General features: G+C 73.1%; 18 protein-coding genes. 7 read left to right on the forward strand and 11 right to left on the reverse strand.

Going from position 1 to position 17,268, the window contains the following annotated elements; translation table 11 throughout:
- Nucleotides 1-46: 46 nt before the first annotated feature.
- The gene (locus tag R6Y94_RS32735) at nt 47-439 is read right to left on the reverse strand and encodes a hypothetical protein (protein WP_318399931.1); all 393 of its coding nucleotides are present in this window, start codon (nt 437-439) and stop codon (nt 47-49) included.
- A 911-nt stretch (nt 440-1,350) separates the two neighbouring features.
- Entirely contained in the window at nt 1,351-2,253 is a 903-nt protein-coding gene (locus tag R6Y94_RS32740) for a flagellar basal body protein FliL (RefSeq protein ID WP_318399932.1), read from the reverse strand.
- Between the two features lie 85 nt (nt 2,254-2,338).
- Between R6Y94_RS32740 and R6Y94_RS32745 the strand changes: the two genes are divergently transcribed.
- Both R6Y94_RS32745 and R6Y94_RS32750 read left to right on the forward strand, forming a co-directional pair.
- A complete protein-coding gene (locus R6Y94_RS32745; RefSeq protein ID WP_318399933.1) occupies nt 2,339-3,469 on the forward strand; it encodes an EamA family transporter in 1,131 nt (376 codons plus the stop codon).
- Entirely contained in the window at nt 3,466-4,320 is an 855-nt protein-coding gene (locus R6Y94_RS32750) for an A24 family peptidase (protein ID WP_318399935.1), read from the forward strand. Before R6Y94_RS32745 ends, R6Y94_RS32750 begins: the two co-directional genes overlap by 4 nt.
- A 39-nt stretch (nt 4,321-4,359) precedes the next feature.
- On the opposite strand, the gene R6Y94_RS32755 is transcribed toward R6Y94_RS32750, so the two are convergent.
- The 5 genes from R6Y94_RS32755 to R6Y94_RS32775 form a co-directional block, all read right to left on the reverse strand.
- Complete coding sequence (locus tag R6Y94_RS32755; RefSeq protein WP_318399937.1) at nt 4,360-7,626, reverse strand: UvrD-helicase domain-containing protein; 3,267 nt, start codon at nt 7,624-7,626, stop codon at nt 4,360-4,362.
- A 173-nt stretch (nt 7,627-7,799) separates the two neighbouring features.
- Nucleotides 7,800-9,179, reverse strand: a complete 1,380-nt coding sequence (locus R6Y94_RS32760) for a metallophosphoesterase (RefSeq protein WP_318399939.1) — start codon at nt 9,177-9,179, stop codon at nt 7,800-7,802.
- A gap of 14 nt (nt 9,180-9,193) precedes the next feature.
- Nucleotides 9,194-9,451 (reverse strand): MoaD/ThiS family protein, encoded by a 258-nt coding sequence (locus R6Y94_RS32765; protein ID WP_318399941.1) that lies wholly within the window; start codon nt 9,449-9,451, stop codon nt 9,194-9,196.
- 2 nt (nt 9,452-9,453) lie between these two features.
- Nucleotides 9,454-10,524 carry a GTP 3',8-cyclase MoaA gene (gene moaA / locus R6Y94_RS32770; RefSeq protein WP_318399942.1) on the reverse strand — a complete coding sequence of 357 codons (1,071 nt, stop codon included), beginning with the start codon at nt 10,522-10,524 and terminating at the stop codon, nt 9,454-9,456.
- Between the two features lie 17 nt (nt 10,525-10,541).
- On the reverse strand, nt 10,542-11,432 hold the full coding sequence (locus tag R6Y94_RS32775; RefSeq protein ID WP_318399944.1) for a fructosamine kinase family protein: 891 nt from the start codon (nt 11,430-11,432) through the stop codon (nt 10,542-10,544).
- A gap of 58 nt (nt 11,433-11,490) precedes the next feature.
- On the opposite strand from R6Y94_RS32775, the gene R6Y94_RS32780 reads away from it, so the two are divergent.
- The 3 genes from R6Y94_RS32780 to R6Y94_RS32790 all read left to right on the forward strand — a co-directional run bounded on the left by R6Y94_RS32780 (nt 11,491) and on the right by R6Y94_RS32790 (nt 12,821).
- Entirely contained in the window at nt 11,491-12,021 is a 531-nt protein-coding gene (locus R6Y94_RS32780; protein WP_318399946.1) for a GNAT family N-acetyltransferase, read from the forward strand.
- A gap of 240 nt (nt 12,022-12,261) precedes the next feature.
- A complete protein-coding gene (locus R6Y94_RS32785) occupies nt 12,262-12,510 on the forward strand; it encodes a hypothetical protein (protein WP_318399948.1) in 249 nt (82 codons plus the stop codon).
- Nucleotides 12,507-12,821, forward strand: a complete 315-nt coding sequence (locus R6Y94_RS32790) for a type II toxin-antitoxin system PemK/MazF family toxin (protein ID WP_318399950.1) — start codon at nt 12,507-12,509, stop codon at nt 12,819-12,821. The genes R6Y94_RS32785 and R6Y94_RS32790 overlap by 4 nt, the downstream gene beginning before the upstream one ends.
- 26 nt (nt 12,822-12,847) lie before the next feature.
- On the opposite strand, the gene R6Y94_RS32795 is transcribed toward R6Y94_RS32790, so the two are convergent.
- Nucleotides 12,848-13,039, reverse strand: a complete 192-nt coding sequence (locus R6Y94_RS32795; protein ID WP_318399952.1) for a DUF397 domain-containing protein — start codon at nt 13,037-13,039, stop codon at nt 12,848-12,850.
- On the reverse strand, nt 13,030-13,815 hold the full coding sequence (locus tag R6Y94_RS32800; RefSeq protein WP_318399953.1) for a helix-turn-helix transcriptional regulator: 786 nt from the start codon (nt 13,813-13,815) through the stop codon (nt 13,030-13,032). Before R6Y94_RS32800 ends, R6Y94_RS32795 begins: the two co-directional genes overlap by 10 nt.
- Nucleotides 13,816-14,143: 328 nt before the next feature.
- On the opposite strand from R6Y94_RS32800, the gene R6Y94_RS32805 reads away from it, so the two are divergent.
- Nucleotides 14,144-14,542 (forward strand): hypothetical protein, encoded by a 399-nt coding sequence (locus R6Y94_RS32805; RefSeq protein ID WP_318399955.1) that lies wholly within the window; start codon nt 14,144-14,146, stop codon nt 14,540-14,542.
- A 71-nt stretch (nt 14,543-14,613) separates the two neighbouring features.
- A complete protein-coding gene (locus R6Y94_RS32810; RefSeq protein WP_318399957.1) occupies nt 14,614-15,669 on the forward strand; it encodes a DUF4192 domain-containing protein in 1,056 nt (351 codons plus the stop codon).
- Nucleotides 15,670-15,707: 38 nt separating this feature from the next.
- Here the strand turns inward: R6Y94_RS32810 and R6Y94_RS32815 are convergent, their stop codons facing one another.
- Both R6Y94_RS32815 and fdhD read right to left on the reverse strand, forming a co-directional pair.
- The gene (locus tag R6Y94_RS32815) at nt 15,708-16,142 is read right to left on the reverse strand and encodes a nuclear transport factor 2 family protein (RefSeq protein WP_318399959.1); all 435 of its coding nucleotides are present in this window, start codon (nt 16,140-16,142) and stop codon (nt 15,708-15,710) included.
- Between the two features lie 179 nt (nt 16,143-16,321).
- Entirely contained in the window at nt 16,322-17,179 is an 858-nt protein-coding gene (fdhD, locus tag R6Y94_RS32820) for a formate dehydrogenase accessory sulfurtransferase FdhD (protein WP_318399961.1), read from the reverse strand.
- Nucleotides 17,180-17,268 lie beyond the last annotated feature (89 nt).

Raw genomic sequence — 17,268 nt, forward strand, 5'->3', positions numbered from 1 at the left:
ATGCTAGACGGTCCTAGTTTTGCCTACCGAAGTGAATCCGTGCTGGTCAGCGTCGCTTCAGGCAGAGGACGAAGTCGCCCAGGTCCAGCGGATCGTCCTGTACGTAGTTGGCGTCCGCCTCCGGCGAGCCGAAGATCGGGTCGTCCTCGCACTGCTTCGCGTCGGTGGTGAACGGGATCCGGGACAGCACCTCGTAGGTGCCCGGTCCACACGGCACCTTGCGGAGTTCCGGGTCTTCGTCGGTACCGTCGTTGACCAGGCAGTCGCCCTTGACGTACCGCTCGGACGAACTCGACGGGGTGCTGGCGGGGCGGCTCGGGGTGGACCGCGCCGAACTGGTCGGAGCGGGAGCTCCGATGCCCGGGCCGGAGTCGTCACCGGACTGGTCGACCGCCCACCAGATCCCGACGCCCCCACAGACGCAGAGCAGCAGCAACACGATGCCGCCGACGATGAGGGCGATCTTCAGCCCGCTGCCGGACTTCGGCGGGGTGCCGGCCGGGCCAAGCGGCGCACCCGGCGGGCCGTACGGGGCACCCGGCGCACCGGGCCCGCCCGGAGGCTGGTACGGACCTCCGCCGTACGGTGCGCCGGGCGGACCGGACTGCGGCTGGTCGGTCGCTCCCGGGTACCCGGGCTGGTACGCCCCGCCACTGGACGGCGGCTGCCCCCACTCGGGACCCGGTCCGCCGCTGGTGGGCGGCTGCGGCTGTTCCCAGGCCGGATTCGGTCCGCCGCCAGACGGTGGCGGGCCCCATGCCGGGCTCGGTCCGCCGCTGGGGGGCGGTTGTCCCCAGGCGGGGCTCGGTCCGCCGCTGGACGGCGGTTGCCCCCAGGCGGGGCTCGGTCCGCCGCTGGACGGCGGTTGCCCCCAGGCGGGGCTCGGTCCGCCGCTGGACGGCGGTGGGGCCCACTCCGGACCCGAGGGCGGCTGGCCCCACCCCGGGCTCGGCGCGTCGCTCGGCTGCCCAGGCCCGCCGACCGGCGGCGGGTAACCGGCCGGTGGATAGCCCGGAGCAGGTGGATAGCCCGGAGCAGGTGGTGGCGGCGGATAGCCGGCATCCGGGGCCGGAGGATAGCCGGGGTTCGGCGGCGGGGTGCCCGGTGGTGGGGGTGGATCGCCACCGGCGGGCGGGCCCGACGAGGGGGACCGGTCCGGGTCTTCGGGCTGCCCTCCGGCAGGCGTTCCGTAAATCGACATGCTTCTCCAGGGTCGGGCGCGCGCTCCGGCTGCGTTACGGAAACCTGGGATGGCTGGCGCAGGGGTCGGGGTGGGCGCGGATCGTACGCGGCAGGTCGCTCGGACCTCCGCTCATCTCATCGGAGTGCCGGGTGGCGGCACCCCGGGAGCTATCGTTTCCGAAGACAGAGCACGAAGTCCAGTTCGTCCAGCTCGCTGTTGAAGAAGTAGAAGTTCGTGTAGTTGCGTACCTCGGCACATTTGGTCTTGGCGTCCTGGGCACCGGTGGTGGCGCCGTTGTAGCGGGCGAGCACCTCGTAGGTCTGCGGCCCGCAGTTCGTGATGGCCAGCTTCGGCGTCGCCTCCGTACCCTCGTTCCGGACGCACTGACCAGCCTTGACGAACCGCGCGTCGGTAGCCGGTGCGGCCGGCGCGGTCGTCGGGGCCGGCTCGGCCGGCAGGCTGGCCTGGTTGGCCGGCTCCTCGGTCTGCTCGGTAGCCGACCGCTGGGCGTCCGGCGTCGGCTTGTCGCGGTTGAGCAGGTAGACGCCGATCGCCGCACCGCCGAGGACCAGTACCGCCAGCCCGACCAGGACGGCGACGAAGGCCCGGTTGCCGCGCCCCTTCGGCATCGGGTCCGGTGTCGAGGTGGACCATGACGGGTCCGCGGCTGGCGTCGCCCACACCGGGTCGGCGTCGGACGCGGTCCAGCCGCCCGGCGGCGGAGCGTACGGCGCGGACCCGCCGGAGTGGTGCGGCGGCGAAGCGTGGCCGACGTCGTGCCGCCGGGTCGGTGCATAGCCGGCGCCAGGCGCGCCCGAGGTCGGCGCCGCGCCGGGCCCGGCCGGCCCGGGATATCCGGCCGGATAGCCGGGGTGGCTGACCGGGGAACCGGGGCCGCCCGGCGGCGCCGACGGCTGTCCACCTCCCCAGTGCCCCGCCCCGCCCGACTGGTCCTGCTCGCCCCAGGGGTCGACCGGCTGGCCGTACTCGTCGGTGGTCTGCCGGTCCGGGTCATTCCACGGCTGCGACGGACCGGGGTACGGTCCGCCGGGCGGTCCGTAGTTGGCCATCGACTGTCCTCCTGGTACGGCTCGGTGAGAGTCTCGCCACTCGCCTGGGACGAGTCTGCTGTGGCCACCGTAGCGTGACCCCCCGATGACCTCACCTCCCGGAAGCGCGCCAACCTCGCCGGCCGGGGCCGCCCCGGTCGGGCCGGAATCGGTCGCCCGGGTCGAGTCGGAACGCGCCGCCCGGGTCGAGTGCGCGGAGACGCCGGCCGGTCCGGTCGACCGGCCCGCCGTGCCGGCCGGTCCCGCCCCGGCGCCGCCGACCCGCTCGGCGCTGATCTGGGTCGCGCTGGGCATCGTCTACCTGGTCTGGGGCTCCACCTACCTTGGCATCCGGGTCACCGTGGAGACACTGCCACCGCTGCTGTCGGCGGCCGCCCGGTTCGTGGTCGCCGCCGGGGTGCTGGCGGTGGTACTGCGGCTGTGGCGCGGCCCCGGCGTACTGCGGGTGACCCGGCGCCAACTGGGCAGCACCGCGCTGGTCGGCGTACTGCTGCTGACCGGCGGGAACGGGCTGGTGGTGCTGGCCGAGTCGGGGCCGCCGTCGGTCGCGGTCCCCACCGGAGTCGCCGCGCTGCTCGTCGCCATGGTGCCGCTGCTGGTGGTGGTGCTCCGGGCCAGCACCGGCGACCGGCCCAGGCTGGCCACCCTGCTCGGGGTGAGTGCCGGCTTCGCCGGTCTGGTGCTGCTGGTACTGCCGACCGGAGGCGCTGGCGCGGCCCCGATCGTCGGCGCGCTGACCGTGGTCGGTTCCGCCGTCTCCTGGTCCGTCGGCTCGTTCGTGTCCGGCCGGCTCGACATGCCCGGCGATCCGTTCGTGGCCACCGTCTACGAGATGCTCGCCGGCTCGGCCTCGCTGGCCGTCCTCGGTGTCGTCCGCGGCGAGACGTACGGCCTCGACCTCGGCTCGGTCACCTCCCGTTCGTGGCTGGCGCTCGGCTACCTCACCCTGGCCGGCTCGCTGGTCGCGTTCACCGCGTACGTCTGGCTGCTGCACCACGCGCCGATCTCGCTGGTGGCGACGTACGCCTACGTCAACCCGGTGGTCGCGGTCACCCTCGGCGCGCTGCTGCTCGACGAGTCGGTGACCGGGCAGGTGCTGCTCGGCGGTGCGGTGATCGTGCTCGGCGTCGCCCTGGTCGTCTCCACCGAACGTCCACGCTCCTCGGCCGGGACCCGCCCGGCCCGCACCGCGACCCGCGGGCGGGCCGGGACGTGACACCGGGCGTGGTGGCGGCGGCCGGGCTTCTCGGAGTCCTGCTCGGACCGCTGCTGCGCCGGCAGATCTTCCGGTACGCCGTGCCCGAGGCGGGCGGACGGGCTCCGGAGACCCGGACGGACCGCCCCGGCGTCGCCGGTCAGTGGGACAGTGCCGGTCAGTGGGACAGTGCTGGCCTCCCGGGGCCGGGGGATCGTGCCGGGCGGACGGGCCGGCGCAGCTGCCCGCACTGCGCGGCGGCGCTCGGCACCCCGACCCGGCGGAACCCGCTCGGCGTACTGCCGCCGACCGGGCGCTGTCCGCGCTGCCGGGGCGTGGTCGGCCCGCGCCCCGGGCTGGTCGAGGTCGTCGCCGCGACCGGGTACGCCGCGCTCGCCGCCCGGGTCGACGGGGTACTCCCGTTGCTGGCCTACGCCTGGCTCGCCGGCTTCGGCATCGTGCTCGGCTTCGTCGACGTCGCGGTACGGCGGCTCCCCGACCGGCTGACCCTGCCGGCGGCGGCCGGTACGGCCGGGCTGCTCGGCGCGGCCGCGCTCACCTCCGGCCAGTTCGGCCGGTACACGGTGGCGGTGGCCTGCGCGCTGGCGCTCGCCGGGGCGTACCTCGGGCTGGTCCTGCTCTCGCCCGGCGGGCTGGGGCCGGGAGACGCCAAGCTCGCGCTCGGGCTCGGCCTCGCCACCGGCTGGTACGGCTGGAGCACCGCGTTCTCCGGCGCGCTGGCCGGCCTGCTGCTGGCCAGCGGGTACGCCGCCGTACTGCTCCGGCTGCGCCGGATCGGCCGCCGCGACCACCTGCCGCACGGTCCGGCGATGCTCACCGGCACGCTCGGCGCCGTACTCCTCGCCGCCTGAGCCACGCGCGGCACCACCAGTGAGTCCGGTCGGGGCAGCTCAGAGCAGCCGGAGTTGGCGGTCCTTCGGGCGCCGGGGCACGTTGTCGCCGAGCCGTTCGAAGAGTCCGGCGTCGATGGCGTCGAGGAACGGCGACGGTACGCAGTCCCGCTCCTGGCCGTGCCGCAGCCGCCGGCCCACGTGGCTCAGGTAGAGCCGGTCCTGCGCCCGGGTCAGCCCGACGAAGAAGAGCCGGCGCTCCTCCGCCACCTCCTCCTCGGTCGGTGTCGAGCCGGGGAAGCGCAGCGGCAGCAGCCCGTCCTCGCAGCCGGGCAGGAAGACCACCGGGAACTCCAGGCCCTTGGCGGCGTGCAGGGTGAGCAGGGTGACCGCCTCCGCGCGCGGGTCGAGCGCGTCCATCTCGGCGCCGGTGGCCAACTGGGAGAGGAACAGCTCCAGGTCGTCGCCGCAGCGCCGGGCCAGCGGGGTGAGCAGGTCGGCCGCGGTCCAGATGTCGTCCGGGCCGATCCCGCCGGTGGCGTCCAGGGTCGGGGTGGCGTGCCGTTCGGCGAGTACCTGCCCGGCCAGGCGTACCCGGGCGGCCACCGAGCCGCCGAGGCCGTCGGCGTGCCGCAGCTCGCGGGCGATCACCGAGACGCCGGGCCGATCCCGCAGCCGGTTGTGCGAGCGCTTCTGCACCGGGATGTTCGCCCGGGCCAGCGCGTCCAGGATGGGTGCCGCCTGAGCGTCGGTGCGGTACAGCACGGCGATGTCGGAGAACGACACGTTGGTGGTCCGGCCGTCGATCCGGCCGGAGTCGAGCGAGCGGTGCGACAGCCCGCCGACGAGGTCGTCGACGGTGCGTACCACGAAATCGGCCTCGTCCGCGACGGAGGCCGCCGGATAGCGGCCGACCAGCGGCGCCTCCGGGTCGAGCCGGGCCGGGTCGAGCCGGCGGCCCCGGACCAGGGTGGACGGCGCGATCGCCTGCGCCGCGGCGGCCAGGATCGGCGCCGACGAGCGGTAGTTGCGGGTCAGCCGGACCAGCCGGGCGTCCACGAAGTCCTGGGAGAACCGCAGGAAGTAGGCCACATCGGCGCCCCGGAACGAGTAGATCGCCTGGTCCGGGTCGCCGATCGCGCAGAGGTTGCCGTCGGCCGGGCTGAGCAGCCGGAGTAGTTCGTACTGAGTGGCGTCCACGTCCTGGTACTCGTCGACGAAGATCCACCGCCATCGGTCCCGGTAGCGCGCGACCAGCTCCGGGTCCTCGCGCAGCAGCGTCACCGGCAGGCTGACCAGCTCGTCCAGGTCGACCAGGTCCTGGCCGCGCAGCAGCTTCAGGTAGGTCGCGTCGTCGTCGCCGGCCTCGGCCCGGGCGGTCGCCCGCTCGGTGTCGTCGGCGATCCGGAAGTCGTCCGGCAGCCCGGCGGCCCGGGCGTTCTCCCGCAGGATGGTCAGGCCGAGCGAGTGGAAGGTGCCGACGGTGACGTCCTCGGCGACCGGCCCGAGCAGCCCGTCCAGCCGGTGCCGCAGCTCCTCGGCGGCCCGCCGGGTGAAGGTGATCGCCAGGCAGTGTTCCGGATAGACGTTCAGCTCGGCGCAGAGGTACGCGATCCGGTGGGTGAGGGTGCGGGTCTTTCCGGTGCCGGGGCCGGCCACGATCAGCAGCGGCCCGCCCGGTGCGGAGGCGGCGACCCGCTGCATCGCGTCGAGCCGGTCCAGCAGCCCGGTGCCCACCTCCTCCATGCCGGCGAGCATCGGTTCGAACGGCTCGTGCGGCGACGGCGGCGAGGCGAGCGGCGGTGCGGGTTCGGCCGGCGGGGTGGCGGCCCGGGGCCGGCGGCGCGGCTCGGCCGGGGCGTCCGGCGGCGGCTGCGTCGGGCGGGCGGCCCGGGTCGGCGCCTTCGGCTCCGCGGGCGGTCGCTGTCGCGGCACGGGTACGTCGAAGAGCGCGTCCGCGAAGAGCGTCTCCGCCTGCCCGGTGCCGCCCCGACCGGCACCGCCGGAGCCGGACGACAGCTCACCGGGCTCGAAGAGGGTGATCACGCCGTACTCGCCGTCGTAGCCGGGAATCCGGCGTACCTGGCCGCGCCGGAGTCGGGTGATCGCCTCGGCGAGTAGTTCGCCGCCGACCCGGCGGATCTCCTCCACCGGCGTGACGGTGAGGATGTCGAGTTCGGCACCGAGGCCGGCAACCAGCGTGTTGAGCTGTCCCTCCACCGTCTTCGACTTCGGACCCACCTTGTTGATCTCGCCAAGGATCTCGGCGAGCTGGATCAGGTGGGTGACCTGCGGTGCGTTCGCCGGCCGGTGCCCGTCCGGCCGGTCGGCCAGGTCCTCGACCCGGCTCAGTACGCCGACCGTGAGCGGCTTGCCGCACTCCGGGCAGCGCCCGTCCGCCTCCCTGGTCCGCTCGGGTTCCCAGTTCACTCCGCAGAGCCGGTGCCCGTCCGCGTGGTACTTCCCCTCCTCGGGGAAGAACTCGATGGTGCCCCGCAACCCGTCCCCGGTACGCAACGCCGTCCGCACCGCGTAGTAGTCGAGTTCGGTGGCGAAGACGGTGGCCTCCCGGGCCAGGGCCGGTGGGGAGTGCGCGTCCGAGTTGGAGACCAGCCGGTAGCGGTCCAAACTGGACACCCGCCAGTTCATCCCGGGGTCGGAGGAGAGGCCGGTCTCGACCGCGAAGATGTGCTCGGCGAGGTCGGCGTAGCAGTCCGCGATCGCGTCGAAGCCGGACTTCGAGCCGAGCGCGGAGAACCACGGGGTCCAGATGTGCGCCGGGACGAGGTAGCCGTCCGGGCTGGCCTCCAGGGTGATTTCCAGCAGGTCCCGGGAGTCCAGGCCGAGGATCGGCCGCCCGTCGGAGCCGATGTTGCCGATCCGGCCGAGCGTGGTGTTGAACCGGGCCACCGCGTCCAGGTCGGGCAGGTAGATCAGGTGGTGCACCTTGCGGGTCCGGTCGTCCCGCTTGTAGATGGTCGAGATCTCGACGCTGAGCATGTAGCGCATCGGGCTCGCCTCGGCGACGCTGGCCAGCCGGGGCGGTAGCCGGCGTGCGATGTCCCGCTCCGCCTCCGGGCTGAGCCGGTAGAGCCCCGGTTCAGCCGGGTGCAGCGTCTCGCGCAGGTGCTCGTACCAGGCGGGGTGGGTGAAGTCACCGGTGCCGAGCAGGCTGATTCCCTTGCGCCGGGCCCACCAGGCGAGGTTCGGCATGGTGAGGTCACGGCTGCACGCGCGGGAGTATTTCGAGTGGATGTGCAGGTCCGCGACGAAGGGCACGGCGGCAGAGGGGGAGCCGTCAGCGGGTGCGGCGCGCAACGGAGACACGCCGCATCCTGTCACGGCCTCACCTGTGGACGCGTGTCGCCACGCGAGAGTGTGATTTCCGCACCCGCCGCGCCGCCCCCGATGTGAGGCCACTCCTTCTCGGAAGTAGGGGTTGTACCCGGCGCCTGAAGCCACTGTTCCAGCGAAACAGTGCGATCTTTCGTGGGGTGGGGTCAGGCCGCCGAGCGCAGCTCGACCAGGGTCACCTGGGGCGGGGCGCCGACCCGGACCGGCGGCCCCCAGAACCCGGCGCCGTTGGTGACGTAGAGCTGGGTGCCGTCGATGGTGGCGTGCCCCGAGACGACCGGCTGCTGCAACCCGACCAGCAGGTTGAACGGCACGATCTGGCCGCCGTGGGTGTGCCCGGAGAGTTGCAGGTCGACGCCGTGCCGCGCCGCCTGGTGCACGTTGACCGGCTGGTGCGCGAGCAGCACCACCGGTCGGCTCGGGTCCCGGCCGCCCAGCGCCGCATCGAAGTCGGGGCCCGAGGCGAACCCCAGCCCCTCGCCGGTCGGGTCGTTCACCCCGGCGAGGTCGAGGGCGCCGCCCCGGACCAGGATCTCCTCGCGCCGGTTCTGCAACACCCGCAGCCCGAGCCGGTCCAGCTCGACCACCCACTCCTCGACCCCGGAGTAGTACTCGTGGTTGCCGGTGACGAAGAAGCTGCCGTACCGGGACCGGAGGTCGCGCAGGGGTGCCGCGGCGGGGCCGAGTTCACCGACGGTGCCGTCGACGAGATCACCGACCACCGCCACCAGGTCGGCGTCGAGCCGGTTGATGATCGACACGATCCGCTCGGTGTGCGCCCGGCCGGTCAACGGTCCGATGTGGATGTCGGAGACGGTGGCGATCCGCAGCCCGTCCATGCTCCGGGGCAGCTTGACCAGCGGGATCTGGACCCGGTCGAGCTGTGGCGGGCCGAGGGCGGTGCGGACGCCGTACCCGACGACCCCGGTCGCGGTGAGCCCGGCGAAGATGGCGGCGCCCCGGGCGAGCAGCAGCCGGCGGCCCGGGTCGTGGCCCGGTGCCGGCGGTGCGGCCGGGACCGGCGGTGTCGCGGCGGTCGCCGCCGGCCCGGACGGTGTCGCGGCGACCAGCGCCGGCTCCCGGCCGGCCTCGCCGGAGGCGGCGTCGGTGCGCTCCGCACCGCCGACCGGCCGCCCCGGGGCAGCGGCTCCGGCATCCGTACCGCCGAGCGGAGCACCGTCGGGCTCGACCCCGGCCGGGGCGGCCGCCGGTACGACCGCCCGGCTCCGGCGGCGCAGCGCCAGCCTGGCCGCCAGCATCGGGATCTCCAGTACGGCCAGCAGGACGAGCAGGTAGAACATCACGGCCAGCCAGAGGTAGCCCGGCCAGGCCAGCCAGTAGTAGCCCTGCCGGGTGCCGACCAGTGTCGCCGGGGTGAGCAGGGCCAGCACCAGCACGGTCACGCCGCCGACCCGGCGCCAGCGTCCCGGCCGGGTGGTGTCCCGGACCAGCCGCTTCCAGAGGTAGAGATGGATCAGGCCGGTGACCAGCGCCAACGTCCCCGCGAAGCCGAGCACCCCGAGCAAGACCGGTGCCCTCCTCAGCCGCCCGCGAACGGCGGCAGGACGTCGACCGTCGCACCGACCGGGAGCGGCGCCTGCCGGTCGTGCCAGGCGACGCCGTCGACCAGGAAGCTCGCCATCTTGAGCACGGTGGCCAGCCGCTCGCCGTGCCGGTCGACCAGCTCACCGGCGAGCTGGTCGAGGCTGCGGCCGCCCGGTACGGTCTCCTCCGGTACGCCGGCAGCGGCCCGCGCGGCGGCGAAGTAGCGTACGACCAGGGTGGGTGTGGAGGTCATCGTCAGCCGCCGATCGCCGACATCGGCCGGGCCGGCTGGAGGAACGTCGGGTCGTCGATGCCGTGCCCGGCCCGCTTGCCCCACATCGCCACCCGCCACCGGTCGGCGAGTTCGTCGTCGGAGGCGCCGCCGCGCAGCGCCGCCCGCAGGTCGGACTCGTCGGTGGCGAAGAGGCAGTTTCGGACCTGCCCGTCGGCGGTGAGCCGGGTGCGGTCGCAGTCTCCGCAGAACGGCCGGGTCACGCTGCCGATCACGCCGACCCGGGCCGGTCGGCCGGCGGCGTCCGTCCAGCCCTGCACCAGCCAGGTCTCGGCCGGTGCCCCGCCCCGCTCGGCCGGATCGGGCAGCAGGGTGAACTCGGCCCGCAGCGCGGCGAGGATCTCCTCGGCGGTGACCATCGTCGACCGGTCCCAGCCGTGCTGGGCGTCCAGCGGCATCTGCTCGATGAAGCGGAGTTGGTAGCCGTGGGTGAGGGCGAAGCGGAGCAGCTCCGGAGCCTCCGCGTCGTTGACCCCGCGCATCAGCACCGAGTTGATTTTCACCGGGGTCAGCCCGGCGGCCACCGCCCCGGCCAACCCGGCCAGTACGGCGTCCAGCCGGGGTCGCCGGGTCAGCTCGGTGAACCGGGTCGGGTCGAGGCTGTCCAGCGAGACGTTGACCCGGTCGAGCCCGGCTTCGCGCAGCGGCCCGGCGAGGCGGTCGAGCCCGATTCCGTTGGTGGTCAGCGAGAGTACCGGCCGGGGCGAGAGTGCGGCGACGGCGGCGATGATGCCCGGCAGCCCGGGGCGGATCAGCGGCTCGCCGCCGGTGAACCGGACCTCGGTCACCCCGAGCAGGCGCACCGCGATGCCGACCAGACGGACGATCTCGTCGTCGGTCAGCACCTCCGACTTCGGCAGCCAGGGCAGCCCCTCGGCCGGCATGCAGTAGGTGCAGCGCAGGTTGCACCGGTCGGTGAGCGAGACCCGGAGGTCGGTCGCGGCCCGGCCGTACCGGTCGACGAGGCCCCCGACGTCCGGCCGGTCCGCCGACGTCCGGTCCGGTGCTCCGCCGGATCGAACGGGAATGGTCATCGCTCGACGGTAGCGCGTCAGACCGACAGTGCGGCGCGAGCCGCCGTACCTACCGCATCCCGGTACGCCGCACCGAACAGCGCGGTGTGCACCAGCAGCAGGTGGAGTTGGTGCACCGGCACCCGTTCCCGCCAGCCGTCGGCCAGCGGCCACACCTCCTGGTAGGCGTCCACGATCGTGTCCAGGTGGGCGGCGCCGCCGAAGAGGGCGAGCTGGGCCAGGTCGGTCTCCCGGTGCCCGCCGTGCGCCGCCGGGTCGATTAGCCAGACCCGCCCGTCGGCGCCCCACAGCAGGTTGCCGGGCCACAGGTCGCCGTGGATCCGGGCGGGCGGCTCGGCGCCGCCGTACTCCTCGATCCGGGAGACCACCAGCTCCACCAGGGTGACCTCGGCCGTGGCGAGCGCGCCGTTGTCGACCGACTGCCGCAGGTAGGGCACGAGCCGGTGCTCGCCGAACCAGACCGGCCACGGGCCGGCGGAGAGGGTGTTGTCCTGCGGCAGCGCCCCGACGAAGCCCGGCCAGTCCGCCCCGAAGGTGTCCGCACCGGCCCGGTGCAGCGCGGCCAGCTCGGCACCGAACCGTCGGGCCGCGGCCGGGGTCGGCTCGCCCGGCTCCACCCACTCCAGGGCCAGCAGCTCCGGCAGCGCCGCGATCACCTCCGGCACCGGCACCGCGCCGGCCGCGCGCAGCCAGCGCAGCCCGGCCGCCTCGGTGGCGAAGAAATTCTCGGGTACCGGCTCCGCCGCCCCCGCCGGCCAGGACTTGGCGAAGACGGAGTTGCCGTCGTCCAGGGTGAGTCGGGTGGCGGCGCAGATGTCGCCACCGGGCACCGGCGTCTCCCGGATCCGCTGGTGGGTGAGGAAGAGCGGGAGCTGCCCGGGATGCTCCCGCAGGTACGCCAGGTCCATCTGGGCAAGGTAGCTGTTCGCCGGCCGCTCTTGGCCAACCAGGTGTCGCGGCGCCGCGATGGGGAGTAGATATGAGGGCGTGGCCGCCACCGCGATCCGACCGTACCGCCCGGCCGACCATCGGGCCGGTCGGCGGCTCTGGGCCGAGCTGGCCGAGCAGCATCGCGAGCTGTACGACGATCCGACTTTCGGCGGCGCCGACCCGGGCGCGGCGTTCGAGGAGTACCTGACCCGGCTGGACCTCTCCGGGGTGTGGGTGGCGGAGCGGCGCGACGCCGGGGTGGTCGGGCTGATCGGCCTGATCATGGACGGCCTGGACGGCCGGGTCGAACCGGTGGTGGTGACCGCCCCGCTCCGGGGTCAGGGGATCGGCCGGGCGCTGCTCGACCAGGTGGCCGAGGAGGCCCGGCGGCGCGGGCTGGCCCGGCTCACGGTCAAGCCGCAGTCCCGCAACGTGGAGGCGCTGCGCTGCCTGCGCGGCGCCGGCTACGACGTGCTGTCGGCGATCGAGCTGGCCGTCGAGCTGCGGCCGGGCTCGGGTGCCCGCCGTGGCCCGATCGAGCTGCACGGGCAGCAGTTCCACACCTGACCCGCGGCTCTCGCCGCCCGCCCTTTCGGACGTCCGTCGCCGCCTTGCAGGCATATGTCCGGCGAGCGTGATACCACCATGTCATCGTGATGACACGGTGGTATCAGGCGCGCACCGCTACCGTCGGCGCGCGAGGTCCGCGACGAAGGCGGTAGCGGCTCGGGGTCCACTCCGCCTCGGCGACCCCTGCGCGCCGCGCAGGCCGTCTGCCGTCTGCCGCCTCGGCGGTAGGATGAAAGTATGACCGTGAAGCTCAGCATCAGCGTGCCCGACGACGTAGCCGCCTACCTGCACAGCCAGGGCAACGCGTCCGCCGCCGTTGTCGATGCTGTCCGACGCGTCCTTCCGGAAGCGCGCCGGGCGCGTCAGCGGGAAGCGGCCCAGGCGTACGGGGAGTACCTGCGTCGGCGGTCCGTCCGGCAGTCCGAGGACGAGCGGGCGCTGATTGAGGAGAGCAACGACATCGCCCTGCGTGACTCGCAGTGGTGAGGCGCGGGCAGATCTGGACCCTGCTGCGCGGTGGTAACCAGCATCAAGTGCTGGTGATCAGCAACGACGAGTACAACAGCGTCGAAGAACTCGCCATCTGGGCGCTGACCGTCGCCCGGGACGTACCGCATCCAAACCATCTGGTGGTACGCCTGGATGACGACGACCCGCTCACCGGAGCCTACGTCAGGATCCACAACGTCGTGCAGATCCTGGACCGGAGCGCGCTCCGCGACAACCACGGCTTCGTCTCGCACACCACGATGAGCACTGTCGAAACCGCGCTGCGGGAGTTCCTTGAGCTGCCGTAGCAGCGGGGACGTCTCGCGACGCCTTCTCAGCGGCGTCGGGCCAGATCGGTGATGAAGGCGTGCCAGGTGGCGGGAGCGAAGGTGAGCGTGCCGCCATCGCGGTCCTTGCTGTCCCGGACGAGTACGCGTCCTGGCAGGTTGTCGGCCACCTCAAGGCAGTTGCCGCCGTTCGGGGTGGAGCGCGTGCTCTTACGCCAGGCGGCGTCGGTCATGTCCATGACTTTGCCACTTCCTTGAGCAGGTCCAGGGATTGGCGAGCTGGCAATGCTACTGCGCTGACACTATCCCAGACCTCGTGCAGGCTGGCCACCTGGTTCGCGCTGGTCACCGTCTGTCCTTCCAGGTGGTTGTCGAGATACCCGACGTCCTCGGCATCGGTGAAGCTGGCGAGCGCCAGTGGGCCACCCCAGCCGAGATGAGCCGGTGCGTCGAGCGGAACGATGCGGATGGTGATATTGGGCCGCTCGGTGAGCGTGATGAGATGGCGGATCTGCTCTGCCATGATCTCTGCCTCGCCGCGCCGCAGCGCCAACTCCTCGATGACGGCCGAGATGCGAGGTGGATTGGGACGATCAAGAGCCGCTTGTCGACCTATCCGAATCTGGATCATATGCTCCAACTCGTCGGGCTGAAGAGGGCTGCATGACAGCACCATCCGGGCATACCGTTCGGTCTGAAAGAGCCCGGGGATCACGAGCGCATCGTACAGTCGCAGGGCGGTGGCCTTCTCCTCGTACTCCAGCCAGGGGCGTAACCACACCGGGGCAAGTTCCTGCTTGACAAAGCTCTCGTAGAAGACCGCCAGCGACGTGCCGTACTCGTTGTCGACGGCCTGGAGATAGTCGAGCTTCGCCGGCCGGGCACCCCGCTCGACGGCGCTCACGTGCTGGGACGAGAAGTAGATCCGCGATCCCCACTCGCCCTGGCTGAGCCCCTCGACCGCCCTCCGGCGGCGCAGTTCCCATAGCAGAAACTCGCTGGCTGACATACTCATTCGCACTCTCCGGCTCTCTACGAAAGGTGCTCGATTCTCTACGCCCTAATACCTCCGCAGCCGGGCCGACCACCCGGCCGTCGCCCATCTTCCCGGGTCGGCCATCCCGCGTCCAGAGTGGAAGGCAAGCGCATTCGTCCGGATCCAGACCGTGATTCTCCAAAGGACGGGCGGATGTGCGCGGGGGTGGCATCGGGGTGTACGTCCGCGCCGCCGCCCCCGCTTCCATCGCGCATCCCGCCGGGCGGAAGGAAGGCACCATGAAATGGCGATCTCGATCAGATTCCGAACATCGCCCGGACTGGCGCCGACTGTGGCGCTACTGCCGTTGCGGACTTCGTTGGCGCTGCCCCGACTCGATCACACCCGCGCCGTACCCGATGTCGCGCCTGCGGGCCAGGAACTCCCGGTGGTGACCCGCCGGCCGTACGCCCGGTTCCGGCCGCACACGCCGATCCGCCCGCTGTTCCGCTGCCGGGAGTGCGGCGGACCCTGGCCGTGCCAGCCCGCCCGGCTGGTGTTGCTGGCGATGTACCAGGACGACCGGCACCGGTTGGCCGTCTTCCTGGCCAGCCGGTTGCTGGCCGCGATCGAGGACCAGCCCGGTCGGGAACCGATGGATCTCGCCGCACGGTTCCTGGGCTGGCTTCCATTGGTATCGACGAAATCCGATGCATCCGGCGGCGGGTCGCGACTGCCGGCTGAGCAGCGGAACTACGAAGAGTAGCTGTGGATAACTTCGGGCGTGTCGTCCACAGGGGTCTCGGCGGGGCTGCCCGCCTCGGCACGCTGCCCGCCATGACCCCGATCGATCGAGCCGTCCTCGCCGTCCGCTCGACCACCGACCTGCTCGCCGCCGTGCCGTACCTGCTCGGCTTCCACCCGGCCGACAGCGTGGTGGTGATCGCGCTGCGCGGCAACCGGGTCGTCTTCGTCGCCCGTGGCGACCTGCCCGGCACCACGGCCGGGCCGGCGGCCACCGTCGAGGTCGGCGAGGCCGCCACGCAGGTCGCGGCGGTCGTCGCCCGGCAGCGCGTCGAGACCACGACCGTCATCGGGTACGGCGAACCGGCCCGGGTCACCCCGGCGGTCGACGCGGTGACCGCCGCCCTCGGTCGGGTCGGACTGCCGGTGCTCGAAGCGCTCCGGGTGACCGGCGACCGCTACTGGTCCTACCTCTGCGGAGACGCGGACTGCTGCCCGGCCGAGGGGCGGCCGTTCGACTCCTCGACCAGTCAACTCGCTGCGGCGGCCACCTTCGCCGGCCAGGTCGTGCTCCCCGACCGGGACGCCCTGGTCCGGCGGATCGCCCCGGTGGACGGCCCGGCCCGGGACGCGCTGCGGGAGGCGGCCAGGAGGGCGGAGTTCCGCCTCGGCACCCTGCTGGACAAGCCCTCGCCCGGGGATCCGCAGGGCCGCCGGGCGCTGCGCCGGGCCGGCCGTACGGCGGTACGCCGGGCGATGCACCGATACCGTACGGGCGGCCAGCTCACCGACGACGAGGTGGCCTGGCTCAGCCTGCTCCTGGTGCACCTGCCGGTCCGGGACGACGCCTGGCAGCGGACCGGTGGCGAGGAGTGGCACCTCGCGCTCTGGACGGACGTGCTCCGTAGGGCCGAGCCGGACCTGGTGCCCGCCCCGGCCAGCCTGCTCGGCTTCGCCGCCTGGCGGGCCGGGCAGGGCGCCCTGGCCAGCGTGGCGGTGGAACGCGCGTTGCAGGCGCAGCCCGGCTACTCGTTCGCCCAGCTCCTGGCCGAGGCGTTGCAGGCCGGGATCGGCCCCTCCGTACTCGACGACTGGCTCGACTCCGACCGCGACGGCTCGCCGCCCTGCCCCGGAGACGAGCGGCGATGACGACTCGGGTGGCGCACGGACCCGGCCTGGCGGGAGAGCTATCCGGCGGTGCCCGTGGCGGGAGTCGGCTCGCAGGCCAGCGCGACGGCGAGGCTGTCCTCGTAGACGTGGTGCCGGACGATCAAGCCGTCCTCGACGGTGAGGTGCAGGGCGAAGCGGGTGCTGAACCGTTTCCCGGTGGCCCGTACGGTCTGCGCGGTCTCGCCGATCACCACCGCGTCCGGGCCGTCCACGAGGATCCTGTCGATCGCGACGGAACCCTGCCCCGGCACACTGCTCGCCGCCAGGGTCCGGTGGTGGTCGACGACGTCCGCCCGGCTGGTCCGGGGTCGGATCCACGGCACCGCCGGGTGGGTCGGCTCGGGCCAGTTGACCTTCCAGTCGACCGCCTCGGCGTAGAGCGCGGCGGCCCGGTCCGGGTCGCCGGCACCGATCCGGCGCAGCAGTTCCTCGACGGTGGCTCGGGTGTCCATGACATGCCTCCAGTGCTGATCACGCTTGCCCGTCGAGCCTGCCAGCGCAACCGCGCCCTGGCGATTACCTCCCAGGTAGGGCACGAGCTTGGGGATCCGGTGTGAGCACAGACGGGGCAGCTCGACAGTCCGCACCGCAGACACCCCGGCCCCGCCGGAACTGGGTGGGGGAGTACGGGTCAGAAGCTGATCCGGGTGTCTCCGGCATACACGTTCATGGTGCCGCCCCGGAGGAAGCCCACCAGGGTCATCCCGGCCTCGGTCGCCAGCTCGGCGGCGAGGGTGCTCGGCGCGGAGACGGCGGCGAGCAGCGGGATGCCGGCCATCCACGCCTTCTGGGTCAGCTCGAAGCTGGCCCGGCCGGAGACCAGCAGCAGGTGTCCGCGCAGCGGCAGCCGCTGCTCCCGGACGGCCCAGCCGATCACCTTGTCGACCGCGTTGTGCCGGCCCACGTCCTCGCGGAGCACCACGAGTTTCCCGTCGGCGCTGAACAGCCCGGCGGCGTGCAGCCCGCCGGTACGGTCGAAGCCGCGCTGGGCCGCCCGGAGCTGATCCGGCAGATCGGCGAGGGTACGTGCCGGCACGGTGACCGGGTCCGTCGACACGTCGTGCCGGGACCGGGTCCGGACGGCGTCGATGCTGGCCTTGCCGCACACCCCGCACGAACTGGTGGTGTAGAAGTTCCGGGCCGGATCGGTGGCCGGTGCCGGTACGTCGTCGGCGAGGACGATGTCCACCACGTTGTAGGTGTTCGGGGTGTCGGTGCCGGCGCAGAGCTGCGCCGTGCGTACGTCGTCGGCGGTCCGGATGATCCCCTCGGTGAGCAGGAACCCGATCGCCAGGTCGATGTCGTCGCCGGGGGTACGCATGGTGACCGCCAGCGGGGCGCGCCGGTTCGGCCCGGCCGGACCCACCCGGATCTCCAGCGGCTCCTCGGCGGCGAGGTTGTCCTGCCGGCGCACCGAGACCCGACCACCCGCCTCGGCGGAGTCCAGGTCTATCCGCAGCACACTCCGCCGACCACTGGCTCGTCCCATCCCATAATCCTGCCTCGCGGGCTCCCGCACACCGCCGTAAGCCCCGGTTACCGTTACCGGATGACCGCGATCGGGCCGCCCGCCGAACT

The organism is Plantactinospora sp. KLBMP9567, from assembly GCF_033446045.1.
In the GTDB taxonomy this organism is placed as follows: domain Bacteria; phylum Actinomycetota; class Actinomycetes; order Mycobacteriales; family Micromonosporaceae; genus Plantactinospora.

What these genes read in the sequence shown, in the direction of transcription:
- R6Y94_RS32765 (WP_318399941.1), bottom strand. Translation starts at nt 9,451, where the DNA reads ATGACCTCCACACCCACCCTGGTCGTACGCTACTTCGCCGCCGCGCGG.
- R6Y94_RS32800 (WP_318399953.1), bottom strand. Translation starts at nt 13,815, where the DNA reads ATGAGTATGTCAGCCAGCGAGTTTCTGCTATGGGAACTGCGCCGCCGG.
- R6Y94_RS32740 (WP_318399932.1), bottom strand. Translation starts at nt 2,253, where the DNA reads ATGGCCAACTACGGACCGCCCGGCGGACCGTACCCCGGTCCGTCGCAG.
- R6Y94_RS32745 (WP_318399933.1), top strand. Translation starts at nt 2,339, where the DNA reads ATGACCTCACCTCCCGGAAGCGCGCCAACCTCGCCGGCCGGGGCCGCC.
- R6Y94_RS32775 (WP_318399944.1), bottom strand. Translation starts at nt 11,432, where the DNA reads ATGGACCTGGCGTACCTGCGGGAGCATCCCGGGCAGCTCCCGCTCTTC.
- R6Y94_RS32795 (WP_318399952.1), bottom strand. Translation starts at nt 13,039, where the DNA reads ATGGACATGACCGACGCCGCCTGGCGTAAGAGCACGCGCTCCACCCCG.
- R6Y94_RS32785 (WP_318399948.1), top strand. Translation starts at nt 12,262, where the DNA reads ATGACCGTGAAGCTCAGCATCAGCGTGCCCGACGACGTAGCCGCCTAC.
- moaA (WP_318399942.1), bottom strand. Translation starts at nt 10,524, where the DNA reads ATGACCATTCCCGTTCGATCCGGCGGAGCACCGGACCGGACGTCGGCG.
- R6Y94_RS32780 (WP_318399946.1), top strand. Translation starts at nt 11,491, where the DNA reads ATGGGGAGTAGATATGAGGGCGTGGCCGCCACCGCGATCCGACCGTAC.
- fdhD (WP_318399961.1), bottom strand. Translation starts at nt 17,179, where the DNA reads ATGGGACGAGCCAGTGGTCGGCGGAGTGTGCTGCGGATAGACCTGGAC.
- R6Y94_RS32810 (WP_318399957.1), top strand. Translation starts at nt 14,614, where the DNA reads ATGACCCCGATCGATCGAGCCGTCCTCGCCGTCCGCTCGACCACCGAC.
- R6Y94_RS32815 (WP_318399959.1), bottom strand. Translation starts at nt 16,142, where the DNA reads ATGGACACCCGAGCCACCGTCGAGGAACTGCTGCGCCGGATCGGTGCC.